This window comes from Klebsiella indica (assembly GCF_005860775.1).
GTDB classification, from domain to species: domain Bacteria; phylum Pseudomonadota; class Gammaproteobacteria; order Enterobacterales; family Enterobacteriaceae; genus Klebsiella; species Klebsiella indica.
Map to the genome: position 1 here is coordinate 181238 of NZ_VCHQ01000003.1, position 20404 is coordinate 201641.

The window sequence follows — 20404 nt, forward strand, 5'->3', positions numbered from 1 at the left end:
TATATACAGCACCATTCAGGCCCAGTCGTTTTATATTGCAGGCAAAAATAAAGGGCCTTTCGGCCCCTGACATCACAACAAACATCGGTAACGTAAAACGTTAGTGGATACCTAACCGCCATGCGTGATCGATCTCTTCTCTAAGCTCCAGGGCTGAGAGCGCCATTAAATCAGCGAACTCAAGTTCCAGTACTTTCAGCTTTTTCAGATACTGCGCGGGGGTCAAAGCAGCAGGGTCACGACGCAGAAATTCGATGGCCAGTTGCGTGGGGGTTAACTCGGTATCCATAATATCCTCTGGTTGGATGAAAAACTGATTTATTATAACACGCCTGACTGGCTATTTTATGAGCAAATGATAACGACATCACACATATAAAAAAGCCGTCTCAGAAGAGACGGCTTAAGAAGCAAAGGTTTTAAACGTGTTGTCTTACAACGCTTTCAGAATTGCATCGACGCTGGCTTTGGCATCGCCAAACAGCATCTGGGTATTCTCTTTAAAGAACAGCGGGTTCTGTACACCAGCATAGCCCGTATTCATCGAACGCTTAAACACAATCACATTCTGCGCTTTCCACACTTCGAGAACCGGCATGCCGGCGATCGGGCTGTGTGGATCGTCTTGGGCAGCCGGGTTGACCGTGTCGTTAGCGCCGATAACCAGCACGGTGTCGGTATCAGCGAAATCGTCGTTAATTTCGTCCATTTCCAGCACGATATCGTACGGAACTTTCGCTTCCGCCAGCAGTACGTTCATATGGCCTGGCAAACGCCCGGCAACCGGGTGAATACCGAAACGCACCTTGATCCCACGCGCGCGTAATTTCTCCGTGATATCGGCAACCGGATACTGCGCCTGGGCCACCGCCATACCATAGCCTGGCGTGATGATCACCGACTGGGAGTTTTTCAGCATCTCCGCAGTTTCTTCTGCGCTGATTTCACGATGCTCCCCTACTTCTTCATCAGACGATGAAGACGTACCGTCGCTGCCGAAACCACCGGCAATAACGCTAATGAACGAACGGTTCATCGCCTTACACATAATGTATGACAGAATTGCACCGGAAGAACCGACCAGCGCACCGGTAACGATCAGCAGGTCGTTGCTGAGCATAAAACCTGCCGCCGCCGCGGCCCAGCCAGAGTATGAGTTCAGCATTGAAACGACGACCGGCATATCCGCACCGCCGATTGAGGCCACCAGATGCCAGCCAAACGCCAGCGCGATAACGGTCATCACCAACAGGCAAATTGCCTGCATCGCCACACTGTCGGTACGCACAAACACCACCAGCAGCAGGAAGGAAACGACCAGCGCCGCCAGGTTCAGCTTATGACGGTTCGGCAGCATCAGCGGCTTAGAGGAGAGTTTGCCGCACAGCTTACCAAACGCCACAACGGAACCGGTAAAAGTGACCGCGCCGATGAAGATACCGAGGAACACTTCGGTCAGATGAATATTGACCAGAATCTGTTCCATACCCGTTTCATGCTGCAAGTAGCTGTTAAAGCCCACCAGCACCGCCGCCAGACCGACGAAGCTGTGCAGGATTGCCACCAGCTCCGGCATTTCGGTCATTTCAACCTTCTTCGCCAGACGAATACCAATAGCGCCGCCGATCACCATCGCCAACAGAATCCACGCGATGTTGCTGCTGTCCGGCCCCAAAATGGTCGCCACCAGCGCAATCGCCATCCCGGCGATCCCGAAGTAATTACCCTGCTGAGAGGTCTCGTGTTTGGAAAGCCCTGCAAGGCTAAAAATAAACAGAATCGCGGCAACAATGTATGCAGCTGTAACTAATCCACCAGACATTTGTTACCCCTTATCCTTTGCGGAACATTTTCAGCATGCGCTGAGTGACGGTGAAACCACCAAAAATATTAATGCTGGCGATCAGCACCGCGATAAAGCTCAGGGCGCTAACCCAGCCGCCATGACCTATCTGTAGTAATGCACCAACCACAATGATGCCGGAAATCGCATTAGTTACCGACATCAGCGGCGTGTGCAATGCATGAGAAACGTTCCACACCACGTAGTAACCGACCACACAGGCGAGCGCAAAAACGGTAAAGTGGCCGAGGAACTCTTTCGGCGCCACGCTGGCCAGCCAGCCAAACAGAATAATCGCCAGCGCCATCAGCGCATATTTACGCCACGGCGAACCGGGTTTTGCTTCTTCCACCGGCGCTTCCACTTTCTTCGCGGCCGCCTGCGGCTGAGCGGACACCTGAATCGGTGGTGCAGGCCAGGTGATTTCACCCTCGCGAATAACGGTAACGCCCCGAATAACGACATCATCAAAATCGATCACGATATTGCCGTCTTTCTCTTTGCACAGCAGTTTAAGCAGGTTAACCAGGTTGGTCCCGTACAATTGAGATGATTGAGTCGGTAAGCGCCCCGGCAGATCGGTATAACCGATAATCTTCACGCCATTGTCGGTGGTGACGACCTGACCCGCCACGGTGTATTCGCAGTTGCCGCCGTTTTGCGACGCCAGATCAACAACCACGCTACCGGACTTCATGGTGTCGACCATTTCTCGGGTAATCAGCTTCGGTGCCGGTTTACCCGGAATCAGCGCCGTGGTGACGATAATATCGACGTCTTTCGCCTGCGCGGCGAACAGCTCCATCTCCGCCTTGATAAAGGCTTCAGACATCACTTTGGCATAACCGTCACCGCTGCCGGCTTCCTCTTTAAAGTCCAGTTCAAGGAACTCGGCGCCCATACTCTGCACCTGCTCTTTGACTTCCGGACGGGTGTCAAAAGCACGAACGATCGCGCCGAGGCTATTCGCCGCGCCGATGGCCGCGAGACCCGCAACCCCGGCCCCGATAACCATCACCTTCGCAGGAGGGACTTTCCCTGCCGCGGTGATTTGCCCGGTAAAGAAGCGACCAAATTCATGCGCGGCTTCAACAATTGCGCGATAACCGGCGATGTTGGCCATCGAACTCAACGCATCCAGCGACTGAGCACGAGAAATACGCGGCACCGAGTCCATCGCCATCACGTTAATGTTACGCGCCGCCAGTTTTTCCATCAGCTGCGAGTTTTGCGCAGGCCAGATAAAACTGATGAGCGTCGTGCCGGGATTAAGCAGTTGGATTTCATCGTCTTCAGGCGCGTTAACTTTCAGAATGACGTCTGACTGCCACACATCATTGCCGTTAACGATTTCCGCGCCAGCCTGAACAAAGGCTTCGTCGTCGAAACTGGCCAGTTTACCGGCGCCGCTCTCAACGACGACGCTAAACCCGAGTTTCAGCAACTGCTCCACCGTCTTCGGCGTGGCGGCGGCCCGGGTCTCCAGGGCTAGTTTCTCTCTTGGTACACCAATACGCATAGTTTTCCCTTCCATCGGTTTTTGATGATGGTTTGCTTTTCTTACAACCAACTGTCGAAGGGGCAAAGGACATGCTCCCTCCGACATATGTTTGAAAAATGAAACAGTAACAAACTTTTTATAACCTACTGAAAATACCGATTGTGATCTACAGCGATAAAACAGAAATTTTGATTTTATTGGCAAAACGCACGACTAACCGTGTCAGACAGCAATATTTGCCTTATTTTTATTCCTGTACCTGATAATTCGCTTAGCTGAGGGGGTAATTCACCATTTATCGCCATCAAGATCATTGCATTAACATTACATTAACTTATTAAAGTCATATCGATTATCGATTTTGCTGCTCAAGCGGCTGTTTTTTCAACATATCGGGAAATGTTATATTTCGTCCTTGTACGTTTCGGGCGGCGACATAAAATTGACGCAGACAGTCACGCGCGATAAATGCAATAATCAAATGTTTTCAGTCAACAACAACACCAGTACATGGTTTGCGCAAGGCAAAGGATTATTTTTATGAAGCTTAAGAACTCACTCCTGGCGTCTGCCCTTCTGGCTACGACCGCGATATCTGCCCATGCGGCGATCGAGCTGACGCCGGAGCAAGCGGCTGCGCTGAAGCCCTATCAGCGCGTGGAAATCACAGGCCGCTTTAACTCCATCGGCAACGCGGTGCAGGCCGTTTCCCGTAAAGCAGACAAAGAAGGCGCTGCGTCCTTTTATGTTGTCGATACGTCTGATTTTGGCAGCGGCGGCAACTTACGCGTAACGGCCGATTTTTATAAACAAAATGCCCCACAGGCCGACGCGCCGAAAAATCGTATTATCAATGGCGTAATGGAATTACCGAAAGTTCAGGCCGTTGAACTGGAGCCTTTCGATACCGTCACCGTTCAGGGCTTCTACCGCAGCCAGCCAGAAGTCAACGACGCCATCTCCAAAGCGGCTAAAGCCAAAGGCGCGGCCTCTTTCTTTATTGTGCGCCAGATTGATGCAAACGACGGCGGCAACCAGCGTATCACCGCCTATATTTATAAAGCTGATGCCAAAAAACGTGTCCTGCAAAGCCCGGATGCTATCCCCGCTGATTCCCAGGCCGGGCGCGCCGCGCTGGCCGAAGGTGGTGCAGCAGCGAAAAAAGTGGAAATCCCCGGAGTCGCCACGTCAGCATCCGTCGGCGCGGGTACTGGCGTCGGTCGCTTTTTTGAAACCCAGTCTTCCAAAGGTGGGCGTTACACTGTCACGCTTCCGGATGGCACCAAAATCGAAGAAGTGAACAAAATCACTGCTGCGCAGATGATTCCTTTCGACAGTATCAAGTTCACCGGCAACTACGGCAATATGACGGAAATCTCCTACCAGACGGCGAAACGCGCCGCTAAAAAAGGCGCGAAATATTATCACATTACCCGTCAGTGGCAGGAGCGCGGCGGCAACATCACCATCAGCGCCGATCTGTACAAATAAACCTTATTAGGCTGCATAAGGCGCCTTCACATAACCGAAAGCGCCTTATTTTTCGTTCACACCCCACGGTAGACACTTCTGCACGATGCCGGTAAATGCCACTGCTTCGCTTTTTTTCGCTTCCTCCATTGCATGCGTACAAAACACTTCGTAAAATCCCGCACCTCAGCGAAATCATCCATTTTTATGCGATTTTGCAAAATAAATATTCTTATCGCTGCCCTGGGCCAAAACGGTAAGTGAACCCGCCCAGATGGGCCAGACGCTGAGTCTGCAATTCAGCATTTCAGGAAGACAATGGAAAAGAAACTGGGCCTGAGTGCCCTGACCGCATTGGTACTTAGTTCAATGCTGGGTGCTGGTGTATTCAGTTTGCCGCAAAACATGGCCGCCGTAGCCAGTCCGTCGGCGTTGCTTATCGGCTGGAGCATCACCGGCCTGGGGATTCTGTTCCTCGCCTTTGCCATGCTGCTGCTTACGCGCATTCGTCCCGAACTCGACGGCGGCATTTTTACCTATGCCCGGGAAGGCTTTGGCGAACTGATTGGCTTCTGTTCCGCCTGGGGTTACTGGCTGTGTGCGGTTATCGCCAATGTCTCCTATCTGGTTATCGTTTTCTCCGCGCTAAGTTTCTTTACCGATACCCCGGAACTGCGCCTGTTTGGCGAAGGTAACACCTGGCAGTCAATCGTCGGAGCATCGGTGTTGCTGTGGATCGTGCACTTTCTGATTTTGCGCGGCGTACAAACTGCGGCAAGTATCAACCTGGCGGCGACCCTTGCCAAGCTACTACCTCTTGGCGCGTTTGTCGTATTAGCTGCTATCGCCTTTCGCACAGAGACATTCCGTCTGGATTTTAGCGGACTGGCGCTGGGCGTACCGGTGTGGGAACAGGTGAAAAATACCATGTTGATCACCCTGTGGGTTTTTATCGGCGTCGAAGGCGCGGTCGTCGTTTCCGCACGGGCCCGGAATAAACGGGACGTAGGCCGCGCGACGCTGCTGGCGGTGCTGTCGGCATTGACGGTCTATCTGCTGGTGACCCTGCTCTCGCTGGGCGTCATGCCTCGCAGTGAACTGGCGGAAATCCGCAACCCGTCGATGGCTGGATTGATGGTCAACATGATGGGACGCTGGGGGGAAATTGTTATCGCTGCCGGGTTGATTATCTCCGTCTGCGGCGCTTATCTGAGCTGGACGATTATGGCGGCGGAGGTCCCTTATCTGGCGGCGACGCATAAAGCTTTCCCGCGCCTCTTCGCCAGCCACAATAAAAATAACGCGCCATCAGCTTCACTCTGGCTGACCAACATCAGCGTGCAGGTTTGTTTGGTGTTGATCTGGCTAACCGGCGCCGATTATAACACGCTGCTTACCATCGCCTCCGAGATGATTCTGGTGCCTTATTTCCTTGTCGGCGCCTTTCTGCTGAAGATTGCCGAACGCCCGCTACATAAGGCGGTAGGCGTTGGGGCCGGTATTTATGGCGTATGGTTATTATATGCATCTGGCCCTGTGCATTTGCTTTTGTCGGTGATACTTTACGCTCCGGGTCTACTGGTTTTCCTGTACGCCCGTCGTACTCACCAGTACGAGCGTTCGCTAAAACGCCGTGATCTGGCACTCATTATTTTTTTACTGGTTGCCGCCCTACCAGCCACGTGGATGCTGGTGGGGTAAGCGGTTACCCTGCCGCTGAATTCGAAGGAGATATCCATGGCTGACATCCAGCCTCGCCCGATCCTGATTACCGGCGGAGGCCGTCGCATCGGCCTCGCTCTGGCTCGCCATTTTCTGGCTCAGCAACACCCTGTTATCATCAGCTACCGCACGTACTATCCAGCCATTGATGAGCTGCGCGATGCGGGAGCCGTTTGCCTGCACGGGGATTTCAGTGATGATGACAGCATTCTGGCGTTTGCTGAAGAGGTGAAAGCGCATGCTCGCGGCGGTTTGCGAGCCATTATTCATAACGCCAGCGGCTGGATGGCGGAAAAACCCGGAACGCCATTAACCACCGTGCTCTCCAGCATGATGCAAATTCATGTCAACGCCCCCTATCTGCTTAATCACTCGCTGGAGAGCCTGTTGCGCGGTCACGGTCATGCCGCCAGCGATATAATCCACATTACCGACTACGTCGTGGAGCGCGGCAGCGACAAACATATTGCTTACGCGGCCAGTAAAGCGGCGCTGGATAATATGGGCCGCTCGTTTGCCCGCAAGCTGGCGCCGGAAATTAAAGTTAACGCCATTGCCCCATCGCTGATTTTATTTAATGAAGGCGATGATGCGGATTACCGTAAACAGGCGCTTGATAAATCGCTGATGAAGATTGCGCCAGGTGAAAAAGAGATCATCGACCTGATCGAATACCTGCTCGACAGTTGCTATGTTACTGGTCGTTCATTCGCCATTGACGGTGGCCGCCACCTGCGTTAATGAAAGCGACTCCAGCCAATAATTAACAGCCACGCGCACAAACTCCAGCACCCGACTGCGCCTGCCAGAGCAAACGGCAGGCGCATAATCCCGGTAAAATACCACAGTGAAAACAAATAGATAAAATACGGTATTATCGACCACATACCGAATACGATTGTGGTACGCAGCGCTTCAATACCCCGCTCGCTGGCGACGATATAGTGCGCTATCAGCGCAAAGGTAGGAAATAATGGAATCAACCCGGCGATATAGTAATTTTTTGTTTTGGACAGTACGCCAATCAGGACAACGACCAGAGCCCCGAGCAACGCTTTAATCAACAGCCCCATTCCTTTTCCTTCACCATTAACTAACAAGTATTCACAGCATAACGGAAGAACATTTGTTTATATACCCGTCATACTTCAAGTTGCATGTGCGTTGGCTTTCCTCGTTCACCCCAGTCACGTACTGGAGTACGCTCCCGGGGATTCACTGCGTCGCCGCCTTCCTGCAACTCGAATAATTTAGGGTATAAAAGAATAATGGCAGGCAAATTAAAGGCGGTGTATGTTAATTCCCGCATTCTGGTATCCACCGCAGTCGTTTCTGCATACAATCTGGCTGCGGTTTCCACAAAACCCTTTTTCTGTAGCTGGTGAAACTGTGAGCGACCTGAATCCATGTATGACATGCGGAGCCTGTTGTGCGTTTTTTCGTGTCTCTTTTTACTGGGCTGAGGGCTGTGACGCAGGCGGCACGGTTCCCGTTGAGCTTACTGAACAAATTTCGCCATACCACCGATGTATGGTCGGAACCAACCAGAAGCATCCCCGCTGCGTTGCGCTTGCCGGTACTCCGGGGCAATCAGCATGCTGCACGATTTACGAAGACCGCTCTTCCACATGCCGCGAGTTTGCCATGTCCGGCGAGGACGGAAAGGTCAATGAGGCCTGCAATCGCGCGCGGGCAAAATACGGTTTGCCGCCTCTACTCCCTTTGCCCGTGGCGCATACCGTAGCCGACAAACAATGATCCATTCTCTTTTTCAGGGCGGCGCATCATTTATATCTGTTGAGGATGTCATTGATTTGTCGGGCGTCATGTTTGCTTTCAGATACGGCCTTGCTTTTCATTCATCATCCGGAGGCTCGCTTCATGACGAACCCGATAAGTCGCATGAATGCACAGATGGTTTACAATGTTTATGGCGCGTGGCTGGCAGCAAACAGCCATTCACAGGTCAACGTCCTGTGCCCGTAACTGGGCCCACGTCTCCGGACGCGAGTGAAAGTGACCTGACACAATAAATTCAATTCGTTAATAAAAAGTGCAACGCATAAAATATGAATAAGATCGTTTTTGTTGAGGATGATCCGGAGGTGGGCGCGCTGATCGCCGCTTATCTGGGAAAGCATGATATGGACGTGGTTGTTGAACCACGAGGCGACCAGGCGGAAGAGGTTATCGCCCGCGAACAGCCGGATCTGGTGTTACTGGATATCATGCTGCCGGGTAAAGACGGCATGACGCTGTGCCGGGATTTGCGCGGCCAGTGGCTGGGCCCCATTGTACTGCTCACCTCCCTGGACAGCGATATGAACCATATTTTATCGCTCGAAATGGGCGCCAGCGATTATATTCTGAAAACCACGCCGCCGGCCGTGCTATTGGCCCGCCTGCGCCTGCATCTTCGTCAGCATATCGCCGCGCCGGGCGCCGGGGCGCCCTCTTCGCTTACCCCCCATAAATCCATTAGCTTTGGCTCCCTGACCATTGATCCGGTCAATCGACAGGTGACGCTAAGCGGCGACGGCGTGTCACTCTCTACAGCGGACTTCGATCTGTTGTGGGAACTGGCCACACACGCCGGGCAAATTATGGACCGGGACGCCCTGCTGAAGAATCTGCGCGGCGTCAGTTACGATGGCATGGACCGCAGCGTCGATGTTGCCATTTCGCGTTTACGCAAAAAACTTCTTGATAATGCAACTGAACCCTATCGTATTAAGACGGTACGCAATAAAGGCTACCTGTTTGCCCCGCACGCCTGGGATAACTAATTCACGGATCAGGTTGTGGAGAAACTGCCCGGGCTGTTTTAGTGCGTGGAGAATTTTCAACTCGCCTGATTAAAATTAATCATTTTATTTCAATACGTTATATTCAATTTAGCAACCGACGGGTACGGTCTTTTTCATGCCAATGATTGTACCCCGTCCCTGGAAATGCTTGCGAATTTCGCCCCATTTTGCGCAGCCGCTGGCGTCATGTTGACCCGTACGATTGAGGGTTATGTGTTTTAATTCCGGGTTTCATGTAATTTTCCACTCTGGAAAACCCACTGTGTTTCAGCCAAATACTCTGCTTCTTTTGGTTCATGTGTCACCAGAATTACCGTCACGTCGTACTGGCGTAACCCTCTGACTATTTCCCACAAGCGTGAACGAATACCCCAGTCCAGATTTGAAAAGGGCTCATCAAGAAGCAACAATCGCGGCCGGGATACCAGCGCTCTGGCTAACGCTGCCCGTTGTTGCTCGCCACCGGAAATCTGTCGGGGGTAACAGTCCGCCAGATGCGCAATCCCCATATCGTCAAGTACAGACATTTGTTTCTGCCTTGAACGCGGCAAACCGGCCGCGTACTGCGCCAGTGCCAGATTCCCCGCGACCGTCAGATACGGAAACAGATACAGTCGCTGATTGAGATAACGACAGGGACGCTGCCAGGGTGGGATCGTATTGATTGATTTTTCGTCAAGACATATTTCTCCTTGATAAGAGATTATCCCCGCAATAGCATTCAGTAGCGTCGTTTTGCCGCTGCCCGATGGCCCGGTAATGGCAGTACAGATCCCTTCCGAAACATGGAAATCCAGTTCATTAAACGCCTGCGTGGTTAAATGCTCAACGCGCAGCATGAACGTTTTCCTTATAAATATGCTGTACCCGATGCAGTACCAGCAGCAATATTCCCGCCAGAAAAATCAACACCAGCGCGCAGCCAATGGCGAGAGAAAAATCTCCGCTGGCGATATTCAGGTAAACCGCAATCGGCAGGGTTTCAGTCTTCAGGCGTGTCGCGCCAGCCAGCATTAACGTCGCGCCAAACTCGCCGAGTGCCCTGGCGAGTGCCAGAATGCTGCCCCCCAATAACGTGTGCCAGCACAGCGGGATTTCCACCAGGATCAGGGAGCGCAGCGGCGTCAGTCCCAGATTCCAGGCTGTCGTAATAAATGCCGGATCAATTGAAGAAAACGCAGCGCTGGCAGAACGTAAAATAATCGCGCTGGCAACATAAGTCTGAGCGATCACCACGCCAAATGGCGAAAACAACACATCGGCTAGACCTGGCGCCACCGTCGCCAGGGGGCCACGTTGACCGAGTAAAAGCAGCAAACCGATGCCGACGATCAAAGGGGGTGTTACCAGAGGAATATCAAGCAACATATTGACAATATCTTTACCTCGGAAGTTCATCCGTGCCACCGCCCATCCGGCAGGAATAGCAATCAACAGCGACAGTAGCAGGGAGAGCAGAGCCGTTCCCAGTGAGAGCATGACAGCGAAAAATAGTTCAGGCTCCTGCAGAACCTGGATAAGCGTGGTCAGATCCAGCTCAAACACCAGCGATAATAACGACCCTATCACCAGAATCAGCAGCAAACCAAGCGGCAGCAGCGTCAGTTTAGCCACGGTAATTATTCATTAATGGGCAGGTAGCCCATATCGGTGAAGACCTTAATACCCTGTGCTGACGTAAAATAGTCTGCCAGCTGGCGCGCGATTTCAGGATGTTTACTGGTCCGCAGAATCGCCAGCGTGGCAATTTCATCCGGCGTACCTGCTGGCGTCGGCAGAAGAACCAGCGTGTCTTTATTTTTCACGGCGTCAGTACGGCCGATAACCGCCGCATCCACATCGCCGTTGAGCAGATACATCACCAGTTGCTTAATTGTCGCCGTTCTGACCACCACTTTTTCCCGCAAGGCATTGCCATAGCCGGAAAGCGCTAACAACTTCTCGCCGCTTTTGCCCAGCGCAATCGCCTTCGGGTCACCCATTCCGAGTTTTAGATGACTTTTCGCCAGTTCAGCAAAGGTGGTAATACCGTCAGCTTTATCCTTCCGAATCGCCATGACCGGGGTATGGTGTACCAGTGGGAAAGACTCTTGCAGTTCACCTTCCGACTTAATTTTATCGACATAATCAGCGGAGCCAGGCAGAAATAAATCGCCCTGCCGGGTTAACTCAAAACGGGCAAGAATCTGCCCTGAGCCACCGTATTCTACCGTGACGTGTTGGCCTGTCTCTTTTTCGAAACGCGAGACAATTTTATCTACCGGCGTACGTAAACCCGCCCCGGCATAAAGATGGAGATCGGCGGCGGTGGAAATAAAGCTACAGCACAGCAGTATGCCGGAAAGTAGGTATTTTATTGGCTTCATGAATCCGTCCTCGTAAAAAAATTCATTTGTTCATCCCTGTGCTCACATATCGTTATATATGTGGTTACATAACCATATATAACCATATTCCTGCACCTTTCAATAGCTTTATACTGTTCCCAGTCAACTGGATGTTGTCAGTCGGGGCGAACCCTGCTTTCATGACCAGTCAACCAGGGCATAACAAGGCAGATATGGCTTTTCACACCTATTCGGCCTGGATAAATGCTCTCGACAGCGATCAGGTTTCGTTCCTGAATCAGTGCTTTGGCAGATATATCAATGCCGCCATAGCGCTCCTGAGGATAAAAATCAGGTAGTTAACATATTGATTTATTGGTGAGATTTAATGAAAAAGCTGTTTGTGCAGTTTTACCTGTTGCTGTTTGTCTGTTTCCTGGTAATGACCATGATGGTTGGCCTGGTGTACAAATTCACCGCCGAACGCGCAGGACGTCAGTCGCTGGACGATTTAATGAAGAGTTCGCTGTATCTGATGCGCAGCGAATTACGAGAGATCCCACCGCGCGACTGGAGCAAAACCCTTAAAGAGCTGGACCTGAATCTCTCTTTCGACCTGCATATCGAACCCATCAGCAAATTCAAGCTTTCGGAAAGCTCAATGCAACATTTGCGCGCCGGGGATATTGTCGCTCTGGATGACCAGTACACGTTTATCCAGCGCATCCCCCGCAGCCACTATGTGCTGTCCGTAGGCCCGGTCCCCTATCTCTATTTTCTGCATGAGATGCGTCTCCTTGATCTGGCGCTAATGGCCTTTATCGCTATCTCGCTGGCCTTTCCGGTATTTATCTGGATGCGTCCTCACTGGCAGGATATGTTGCGTATTGAAACCGCCGCCCAACGCTTCGGCGAGGGACACCTTAGCGAGCGAATTCATTTCGACAGCATGTCCAGCTTTGAACGGCTTGGCGTGGCGTTTAATCAGATGGCTGATAACATCAATGCGCTTATCGCCAGCAAAAAACAGCTAATTGACGGCATTGCCCACGAACTGCGCACGCCGTTGGTCCGCCTGCGTTACCGTCTGGAGATGAGTGAGAACCTCACCGAGGCCGAATCGCAGGCGTTAAATCGCGATATCGGTCAACTGGAAGCGCTGATAGAAGAACTGTTGACCTATGCACGCCTTGACCGTCCGCAAAATGAACTGAAATTAACCACGCCCAACTTTCCGGTGTGGATTCGTGTCCACATTGAAGATATTCAGACGGTTAATCCCCAGCGCGAGGTTACGCTACGCGAAGTCATTACCGGAAATTATGGCGCGCTGGATATGCGCCTGATGGAGCGCGTGCTGGACAATCTGGTGAATAACGCATTGCGCTACAGTAACCAGCGTATACAGATCAGCCTGACGCTACAGGGATCGCGAGCAACACTGCGGGTAGAAGACGATGGTCCGGGAATTGCGCCTGATGAACGGGAACGGATTTTCGAGCCATTTGTACGCCTTGATCCCAGTCGCGATCGCGCCACCGGCGGCTGCGGGCTTGGCCTGGCTATCGTCCACAGTATCGCCCAGGCGATGTCAGGTGAGGTCCGCTGTGAGGAAAGCTCGCTTGGGGGCGCCCGCTTTTCCTTTAGCTGGCCGGTTTATCACCAACTGCCTGATCTTACCTCCTTACCTGATTAGCCCTTGCGCAGGTGCCTGGGTCTGCGTATAGTTTAAAATCATATAGTATGTTGTAACTAATGCGGGAAACTATGGCCAGCTACGATCTCGTTGAACGCCTAAATGACACCTTTCGCCAACTGGAGCATGAGCTACAGTCACTCCAGTTGACGCTGAGCAACTACCGTCTGCTGGCCGCTCGGGTATTTGAGCTGCCGCCGGTAAGCAAAGACGCCGAACATCAACCGCTGAACAGCATCAATGTCGTTCAGCATACCGGTAAAACTGCACTGGAGATGGCCCTCAGACACTACAGCCATTTGTTTATCCAACAGCAGTCGGAAAGCCGAAGCAGTAAAGCGGCGGTACGTTTGCCTGGGGCGATTTGCCTGCAAACCACTGTTACCGAGCAGAATGCATTGTTGCAAAAAATCGCGCATATCAACGCCCTCAAAACAACCTTTGAGAAGATTGTCACCGTTGATTCCGGCCTCCCCTCCACCGCGCGCTTTGAATGGGTCCACCGCCATTTGCCGGGGTTGATTACGCTAAGCGCCTATCGGACGCTGACGCCGCTGGTCGACCCGAATACCATCCGTTTCGGCTGGGCCAATAAACATATAATTAAAAATCTGACTCGCGATCAGGTGCTCACGCAACTGGAGAAAAGCCTCCAGTCGCCACGGGCGGTTCCCCCCTGGACGCGTGAGCAGTGGCAAAGCAAACTGGAGCGAGAGTATCAGGATATCGCTGCCCTGCCGCAGCGGGCAAAGCTAAAAATTAAACGGCCAGTGAAAGTACAGCCTATCGCCCGGGTCTGGTATAGCGGGGAACAAAAACAGATACAATACGCCTGCCCGGGGCCAATGGTTGCGCTGATATCCGGTACGAAAGGCGTTAACGTACCGGATTTGGGTGAATTGCTGAACTATGATGCCGATAATGTACAGTATCGACATAAACCCCAGGCGCAGACGCTAAGATTACTGATTCCGCGTCTGCATTTATGGCTGGCTGGCGAGTAACTATGCTGCGACATGGATTCCGGGCGTCGTCAGTGGCCAAACTTCGCTTCTGTCAGCAGGCCTCATCATGCCGGATGTCTGAGTTCCATTCGCTGAATTTTACCCACAATAAACACGTAACTTAAAATAACCACTGCGCCATTAGCGACCACATACACCAGCGCACCACCAAAAGATCCTGTCTGTTGAATAATGTAACCAATAACAATCGGTGTGGTAATTGCGCCAATCTGAGTTATCAGATTAAGCACGCCACCACTGAGCCCCATAATTTCTTTCGGTGCGGTATCTGCATTAATTGTCCAGCCAAGGGCACCAAATCCTTTACCGAAAAATGACAGACACATAATGATAACGACCAGTACATTTGAGTTGGTGTAATTACATGCAACCATACTCATACACAATAGCATACCGAAAATAATTGGCGTTTTACGTGCAACTGATAACGAACAGCCTCTGCGTAAGAGCTTATCTGACACGACGCCGCCCAATACGCCGCCAATGCAGCCACATATCGCCGGTAATGCCGCAATAAAGCCAGCATGGAGAATGGTCATACCTCGTCCTTTAACAAGATAAATCGGGAACCAGGACAAGAAAAACCAGGTAATAGCATTTACGCAGTAATTACCCAGATAAATCCCTAATAACATACGATTGCTTAGCAACTGTTTAATATAGAAAAGCTGGTTTGTTTTGCACGGTGTTTTCTGCTTAGCCGGACTATCCATTTCGACCAGAGCACCGCCCTCTTTAATATAATTAAGCTCCTCACTGCTCAGCCCAGGATACTGGGTCGGGCTATACATTTTTTTCATCCAGACAAAAGATAAAATAATGGCAATACTGCCCATCACAATAAAGACATAAGTCCAACTAACTTCCTGGGTAATCCACCCCAATAACGGGGTGAACACCACCAATGCCGCATATTGCGAAGCATTAAAAATAGCAGAAGCCGTGCCTCGCTCGCGCACCGGAAACCAGGCGGAAACAATCCGACTATTTGCTGGCATCACTGGCGCCTCAGCCATTCCCACCAAAAAACGCAGGCTGAACAACAAGACGACAGCAAATGAAAAATAATGCACAAAACCCTGAGAAAACGAAAAAATCCCCCAGAATAAGATAGAACATCCATAAACAACTTTAGAACCAAAACGGTCAAGCAGCCATCCTCCGGGGAGTTGCGAAAACGTATATGCCCAACCAAATGCTGAAAAAATATATCCCATCTGCACCATATTAAGGTTCAAATCTGCTGCTATTCTCGGACCTGCTATTGATATTGTTGAACGGTCTGCATAGTTTACTGTGCTGACCACAAACAGTAGCAGTAGCATTAAATAACGGACTTTTACCGTTCTGGTTGATACGGACGTAGTGGTTTCCACCATAATAGACACCTGCGTTAAATAATTTAAAATCAGCACTGTCACATAAAGTGACTATGTGACAAGACATTCATTTTCAATGACTGCTGGTCAATAATTTCATTAATTAATGATATTTATTCAACATATGAAAATATGCATATCCCCAGCGTAAAACCGAAGGAAACCGCCTACCGTCACAACATGCCAAGATAAAAAGATGATACCTGTAAGTGATTACCTATACGCAATACCTCATATGTTTTAATAATTAGTATAGGACCATGCACAGACAAGTTGATTATGCAGTCGTCCAAAAACCAAGCTTTTTTATGCCGGGATTTTTGTCAATACGCCAACAGCAAGTGAGCAAAATCACACTTCTGGCCACCTCTTTTCTCTCCATTTATATACCCGCACAATATTTAACATATAATAAACATCATATTTCAAGCCCTTTACACCCGTCAACCACACCAATAAAAAGCAAATATTGTTTACACTCATGCAAAAGACACAATCCAATGCTGTACAGAAACTTTAAATATCTGGCCTTTTTTTAGGCGTTTGCACAGTGAACAACATCGTTGATATTTACTATCCTGAAGTGATATTTAATTCAGCGGCATATTTTTCCTTACACGGAGAGCCAATAATGGTGATTTTTACAGTATGCCCTTCCATCTTATTCCTTACGAGGTTTGGTTATAAATCAAAAAATCGTTAACAACAATGCATGTATTGTTGTATTCGAACCTTGCTGATTTCATTATCGAGATAAGAGAATTTTTTATGCTAAATACGCAAAGCAGTCCCATCATTACTGAGATGAAGGTTATTCCGGTAGCCGGATATGACAGCATGTTATTAAACATTGGCGGAGCCCATAGCTCGTGGTTCACTCGCAATCTGGTCATACTAAAAGATAATGCCGGCCACACAGGAGTTGGCGAGGCACCAGGTGGTGACGTCATACTGGAAACACTTAAACAAGCTATTCCGTTGGTAGTGGGTAAAGATGTTGCCCGAATGAATAAGATCGTGCATCAGGTACATACTGGCAACCAGGCCTCTGACTTTGCGGCATTTGGCGGTGGGGCCTGGACCTTTGAACTACGAGTAAACGCGGTAGCAGCACTTGAAGCCGCACTGTTGGATCTGGCGGGACAGTTTCTCGGTGTGCCCGTCTGTGAGTTACTTGGCCCCGGAAAACAACGTGATGCTGTGACGGTACTTGGTTATTTGTTTTATATCGGAGACAGAGAAAAAACGGATTTACCCTATCAGGCGGGTGAAACAGGAAAACATGAGTGGTATCACTTGCGCCATCAGTCTGCACTTAGCAGTGATGCTGTTGTGCGCCTGGCTGAAGCAGCGCAGGCGCGTTATGGGTTTAAAGATTTCAAACTGAAAGGGGGGGTATTTCCAGGCGAACACGAAATTGAAACCGTAACGGCACTGCATAAACGTTTCCCTGACGCCCGAATTACTGTCGATCCTAATGGCGCCTGGTTACTGGATGAAGCCATTCAGCTATGTAAAGGAATGAAAGATGTTCTGACCTACGCTGAAGACCCATGTGGAGCAGAACAAGGATTTTCCGGGCGCGAAGTCATGGCTGAATTCCGCCGGGCAACTGGTCTGCCCGTGGCAACCAATATGATAGCCACCAACTGGCGTGAAATGGGTCACGCCATTATGCTGAATGCGGTGGATATTCCCCTTGCCGACCCTCATTTCTGGACAATGACCGGCGCAGTCCGTGTTGCTCAGTTATGTCATGACTGGGGGCTGACCTGGGGTTGCCATTCTAACAATCACTTTGATATTTCTCTGGCGATGTTTACACATGTTGGGGCCGCAGTACCTGGTCATCCCACCGCCATTGATACGCACTGGATTTGGCAGGAAGGTAACCAGCGTCTAACCCAATCCCCGTTGCAAATTGTTGATGGTAAAATTAACGTTCCCACAGCCCCCGGGCTTGGGATTGAACTGGACTGGGCTCAGGTTGAAAAAGCCCATTCACTCTACAAATCATTGCCAGCTGGCGGCCGTAATGACGCAAAAGCGATGCAATATTTGGTTCCGGGCTGGACATTTGACCGTAAACGGCCGGCATTTGGACGCGGCTAATTAAACCAGCCTCACTCGGTGAACGAACAGTACGTTGATATAACCTGCCGTTTGCATACGGCAGGCTATTTTTATTGTGTTTACATCGAAACCGGAGGGACCTTTTCCGCCATTCCTGCCGATGCAGGTAAGGCTAGTTTATAAATATGGCAAGGGAAACACCCTGATGGGATACTCTTTTTAATCTCCGGAATCCGTTGCACCATGTGCAGAAAGAGGGACGAAACCGGTACGGAAGGTGTTCCGTACCGGTTTCGCGAGAATGCCTGAACAGTATGCGGTACATGCTATCCCGGCGTAAACAACAGCCGCAGACGCTAAAATTACTGACTCCGCGTCTGCACCTGTGGTGGGCTAGCGAGTTGCCATACTGCCGACCATCTGCTCCGGGCGAACCCAGTTGTCAAATTCCGCTTCTGTCAGATAGCCAAGCGCCAGCGCGGACGCCTTCAGTGTCAGCCCCTCTTTGTGCGCCTTTTTAGCGATTTCCGCCGCTTTATCATAGCCGATATGGGTATTCAGCGCGGTTACCAGCATCAGCGACTCATTAAGCAACTGGCTGATGCGCTCACGGTCAGGTTCAATCCCCACCGCGCAATGCGCGTTAAAGCTCTCCATCCCATCGGCCAGCAGCCGCACGGATTGCAGGAAGTTGTGGATCACCATCGGACGGTAGACGTTGAGTTCAAAGTTACCCGATGCGCCACCGATATTCACCGCCACATCATTACCCAGCACCTGACAGCACAGCATAGTCATGGCTTCACACTGGGTCGGATTGACTTTACCCGGCATAATCGATGAACCCGGTTCATTTTCCGGGATCGCGATTTCACCAATCCCGCAGCGGGGGCCGGATGCCAGCCAGCGAACATCGTTAGCGATTTTCATCAGCGAAGCGGCCAGTCCTTTTAGCGCACCATGCGCATGTACCAGCGCATCAACGGTCGCCAGCGCTTCAAATTTATTCGGCGCGGTGACAAACGGCTGACCGCTAAGGGTCGCCAGTTCGGCAGCGACACGCACGGCATATTGCGGATGAGTATTCAGCCCGGTTCCCACCGCCGTACCGCCCAGCGCCAGTTCCGCCAGATGTGGCAGACTATTCTCGATATGTTTCAGATTATGTTCAAGCATGGCAACCCAGCCGGAAATCTCCTGCCCGAGCGTCAGCGGCGTCGCGTCCTGCAGGTGGGTACGGCCGATTTTAACAATGTCGTTAAACGCGACGGATTTATCATCGAGGGTCTTTTTCAGCACAGTGAGCTGCGGTATAAGCTTTTCCCGTAGCGCAATCATCGCCGCCACGTGCATCGCGGTCGGGAAGACATCATTAGAGCTCTGGCTCTTATTGACATCATCGTTTGGGTGAACCTTACGCTCCATCCCTCGCACCCCGCCCAGCAGTTCACTGGCGCGATTGGCCAGCACCTCATTCATATTCATATTACTTTGGGTGCCTGAGCCGGTTTGCCAGATAGCCAACGGGAACTCATCCGGATGCTTGCCTGCCAGCACTTCATCCGCGGCCTGAATAATCGCTTCTGCTTTCTCCGCGGCAAGCAAACCGAGATCCTGATTCACTTTCGCCGCCGCGCGTTTGGTCAGCGCCAGCGCATGGATAAGCTCGACCGGCATCTTTTCCGTTGATATGCGGAAATGTTCCAGCGAGCGCTGGGTTTGCGCGCCCCATAGCTTATCGGCAGGCACATCGATTGCGCCCATTGAGTCTTTTTCACTGCGATACGTTGTCATTACTTTCTCCTTGGATTCAACGTGCGTAATAGCGACAAAGCTCACCTGCTTAAAGCGTTAAGTATTGGACAAATTTATACGTTGTTTTAGTGGTTCGTGCCGCTAAACGGCATAAAAAACCGCCCCGAAGGGCGGCTGATATCATTTCACGCAATGCGCACACTGCGAATTCTGGATCTGCTGAAAGAAGTCGTTGCCCTTGTCATCCACCAGAATAAAGGCCGGGAAGTCTTCCACCTCGATTTTCCAGATGGCTTCCATCCCCAGTTCCGGGTACGCCACGCAAGCCAGGCTCTTAATACTTTGCTGCGCCAGCACCGCTGCCGGGCCGCCGATGCTGCCGAGATAGAAACCGCCGTGTTTATGGCAGGCGTCAGTCACCTGCTGGCTGCGGTTGCCTTTGGCCAGCATCACCATGCTTGCACCGTGCGCCTGAAGCAGGTCCACATAGGAATCCATGCGCCCGGCGGTGGTCGGACCGAGCGAGCCGGAAGCATAACCCTCCGGCGTTTTTGCCGGGCCCGCGTAGTAGATGGGATGGTCTTTTACGTACTGCGGTAGCGCTTCACCGTTATCAATCAGCTCTTTCAGCTTCGCGTGGGCGATATCCCGCGCCACGATAATCGTCCCGCTCAGCGACAGACGCGTCGACACCGGATGGGCGGAAAGCTGGGCCAGAATCTTGCTCATTGGCTGATTGAGATTGATGCTCACCACTTCGCCTTCACCCTGCTGGCGCAGATGTTCGGGAATATACTGGCCCGGAT

General features: G+C 51.2%; 19 protein-coding genes. 8 read left to right on the forward strand and 11 right to left on the reverse strand.

The window, feature by feature from the left end:
• Nucleotides 1-100 precede the first annotated feature (100 nt).
• The 3 genes from FE839_RS02970 to pntA all read right to left on the reverse strand — a co-directional run bounded on the left by FE839_RS02970 (nucleotide 101) and on the right by pntA (nucleotide 3362).
• On the reverse strand, nucleotides 101-289 hold the full coding sequence (locus tag FE839_RS02970) for a YdiH family protein (protein ID WP_138358973.1): 189 nt from the start codon (nucleotides 287-289) through the stop codon (nucleotides 101-103).
• Between the two features lie 144 nt (nucleotides 290-433).
• Entirely contained in the window at nucleotides 434-1822 is a 1389-nt protein-coding gene (gene pntB / locus FE839_RS02975; RefSeq protein WP_138358975.1) for a Re/Si-specific NAD(P)(+) transhydrogenase subunit beta, read from the reverse strand.
• Between the two features lie 10 nt (nucleotides 1823-1832).
• Nucleotides 1833-3362, reverse strand: coding sequence for a Re/Si-specific NAD(P)(+) transhydrogenase subunit alpha (gene pntA, locus FE839_RS02980; RefSeq protein WP_138358977.1), 1530 nt, complete (start codon nucleotides 3360-3362; stop codon nucleotides 1833-1835).
• Between the two features lie 522 nt (nucleotides 3363-3884).
• Here pntA and ydgH point away from each other — a divergent pair.
• From ydgH to folM, 3 genes are all read left to right on the forward strand, one after another.
• On the forward strand, nucleotides 3885-4835 hold the full coding sequence (ydgH, locus tag FE839_RS02990; RefSeq protein WP_138358981.1) for a DUF1471 family protein YdgH: 951 nt from the start codon (nucleotides 3885-3887) through the stop codon (nucleotides 4833-4835).
• Between the two features lie 297 nt (nucleotides 4836-5132).
• On the forward strand, nucleotides 5133-6515 hold the full coding sequence (locus FE839_RS02995; RefSeq protein WP_138358983.1) for an amino acid permease: 1383 nt from the start codon (nucleotides 5133-5135) through the stop codon (nucleotides 6513-6515).
• A gap of 36 nt (nucleotides 6516-6551) precedes the next feature.
• The gene (folM, locus tag FE839_RS03000) at nucleotides 6552-7277 is read left to right on the forward strand and encodes a dihydromonapterin reductase (protein ID WP_138358985.1); all 726 of its coding nucleotides are present in this window, start codon (nucleotides 6552-6554) and stop codon (nucleotides 7275-7277) included.
• On the opposite strand, the gene FE839_RS03005 is transcribed toward folM, so the two are convergent.
• Together FE839_RS03005 and FE839_RS24630 are read right to left on the reverse strand one after the other, a co-directional pair.
• Nucleotides 7274-7609, reverse strand: a complete 336-nt coding sequence (locus FE839_RS03005) for a GlpM family protein (RefSeq protein WP_138358987.1) — start codon at nucleotides 7607-7609, stop codon at nucleotides 7274-7276. The two genes, folM and FE839_RS03005, sit on opposite strands and share 4 nt — an antisense overlap.
• A gap of 68 nt (nucleotides 7610-7677) precedes the next feature.
• Nucleotides 7678-7953: a hypothetical protein gene (locus tag FE839_RS24630; RefSeq protein WP_171034806.1), complete on the reverse strand. Its 276-nt coding sequence runs from the start codon at nucleotides 7951-7953 to the stop codon at nucleotides 7678-7680.
• On the opposite strand from FE839_RS24630, the gene FE839_RS03010 reads away from it, so the two are divergent.
• Nucleotides 7926-8294: a YkgJ family cysteine cluster protein gene (locus FE839_RS03010; RefSeq protein ID WP_138359029.1), complete on the forward strand. Its 369-nt coding sequence runs from the start codon at nucleotides 7926-7928 to the stop codon at nucleotides 8292-8294. The genes FE839_RS24630 and FE839_RS03010 overlap by 28 nt on opposite strands.
• A 311-nt stretch (nucleotides 8295-8605) precedes the next feature.
• Nucleotides 8606-9322 carry a two-component system response regulator RstA gene (gene rstA / locus FE839_RS03015; RefSeq protein WP_138358989.1) on the forward strand — a complete coding sequence of 239 codons (717 nt, stop codon included), beginning with the start codon at nucleotides 8606-8608 and terminating at the stop codon, nucleotides 9320-9322.
• A gap of 239 nt (nucleotides 9323-9561) precedes the next feature.
• Here the strand turns inward: rstA and FE839_RS03020 are convergent, their stop codons facing one another.
• The 3 genes from FE839_RS03020 to modA are packed head-to-tail and all read right to left on the reverse strand — an operon-like array spanning nucleotide 9562 to nucleotide 11709.
• The gene (locus FE839_RS03020) at nucleotides 9562-10182 is read right to left on the reverse strand and encodes an ABC transporter ATP-binding protein (protein ID WP_138358991.1); all 621 of its coding nucleotides are present in this window, start codon (nucleotides 10180-10182) and stop codon (nucleotides 9562-9564) included.
• Nucleotides 10169-10957 (reverse strand): ABC transporter permease, encoded by a 789-nt coding sequence (locus FE839_RS03025; RefSeq protein ID WP_138358993.1) that lies wholly within the window; start codon nucleotides 10955-10957, stop codon nucleotides 10169-10171. The genes FE839_RS03020 and FE839_RS03025 overlap by 14 nt, the downstream gene beginning before the upstream one ends.
• Nucleotides 10958-10962: 5 nt before the next feature.
• The gene (modA, locus tag FE839_RS03030) at nucleotides 10963-11709 is read right to left on the reverse strand and encodes a molybdate ABC transporter substrate-binding protein (protein WP_138358995.1); all 747 of its coding nucleotides are present in this window, start codon (nucleotides 11707-11709) and stop codon (nucleotides 10963-10965) included.
• A 349-nt stretch (nucleotides 11710-12058) separates the two neighbouring features.
• On the opposite strand from modA, the gene rstB reads away from it, so the two are divergent.
• Complete coding sequence (gene rstB / locus FE839_RS03035) at nucleotides 12059-13366, forward strand: two-component system sensor histidine kinase RstB (RefSeq protein ID WP_138358997.1); 1308 nt, start codon at nucleotides 12059-12061, stop codon at nucleotides 13364-13366.
• A gap of 71 nt (nucleotides 13367-13437) precedes the next feature.
• On the forward strand, nucleotides 13438-14370 hold the full coding sequence (tus, locus tag FE839_RS03040; RefSeq protein WP_138358999.1) for a DNA replication terminus site-binding protein: 933 nt from the start codon (nucleotides 13438-13440) through the stop codon (nucleotides 14368-14370).
• Nucleotides 14371-14435: 65 nt separating this feature from the next.
• Here tus and FE839_RS03045 read toward each other — a convergent pair whose 3' ends face one another.
• A complete protein-coding gene (locus FE839_RS03045; RefSeq protein ID WP_138359001.1) occupies nucleotides 14436-15770 on the reverse strand; it encodes an MFS transporter in 1335 nt (444 codons plus the stop codon).
• Nucleotides 15771-16538: 768 nt separating this feature from the next.
• Between FE839_RS03045 and FE839_RS03050 the strand changes: the two genes are divergently transcribed.
• Entirely contained in the window at nucleotides 16539-17882 is a 1344-nt protein-coding gene (locus tag FE839_RS03050; RefSeq protein WP_138359031.1) for an enolase C-terminal domain-like protein, read from the forward strand.
• A gap of 354 nt (nucleotides 17883-18236) precedes the next feature.
• Here the strand turns inward: FE839_RS03050 and fumC are convergent, their stop codons facing one another.
• Nucleotides 18237-19637: a class II fumarate hydratase gene (gene fumC, locus FE839_RS03055; RefSeq protein WP_138359003.1), complete on the reverse strand. Its 1401-nt coding sequence runs from the start codon at nucleotides 19635-19637 to the stop codon at nucleotides 18237-18239.
• Nucleotides 19638-19778: 141 nt separating this feature from the next.
• Nucleotides 19779-20404: FumA C-terminus/TtdB family hydratase beta subunit (locus FE839_RS03060; RefSeq protein WP_171034809.1), on the reverse strand; the 626-nt coding region annotated here is incomplete at its 5' end.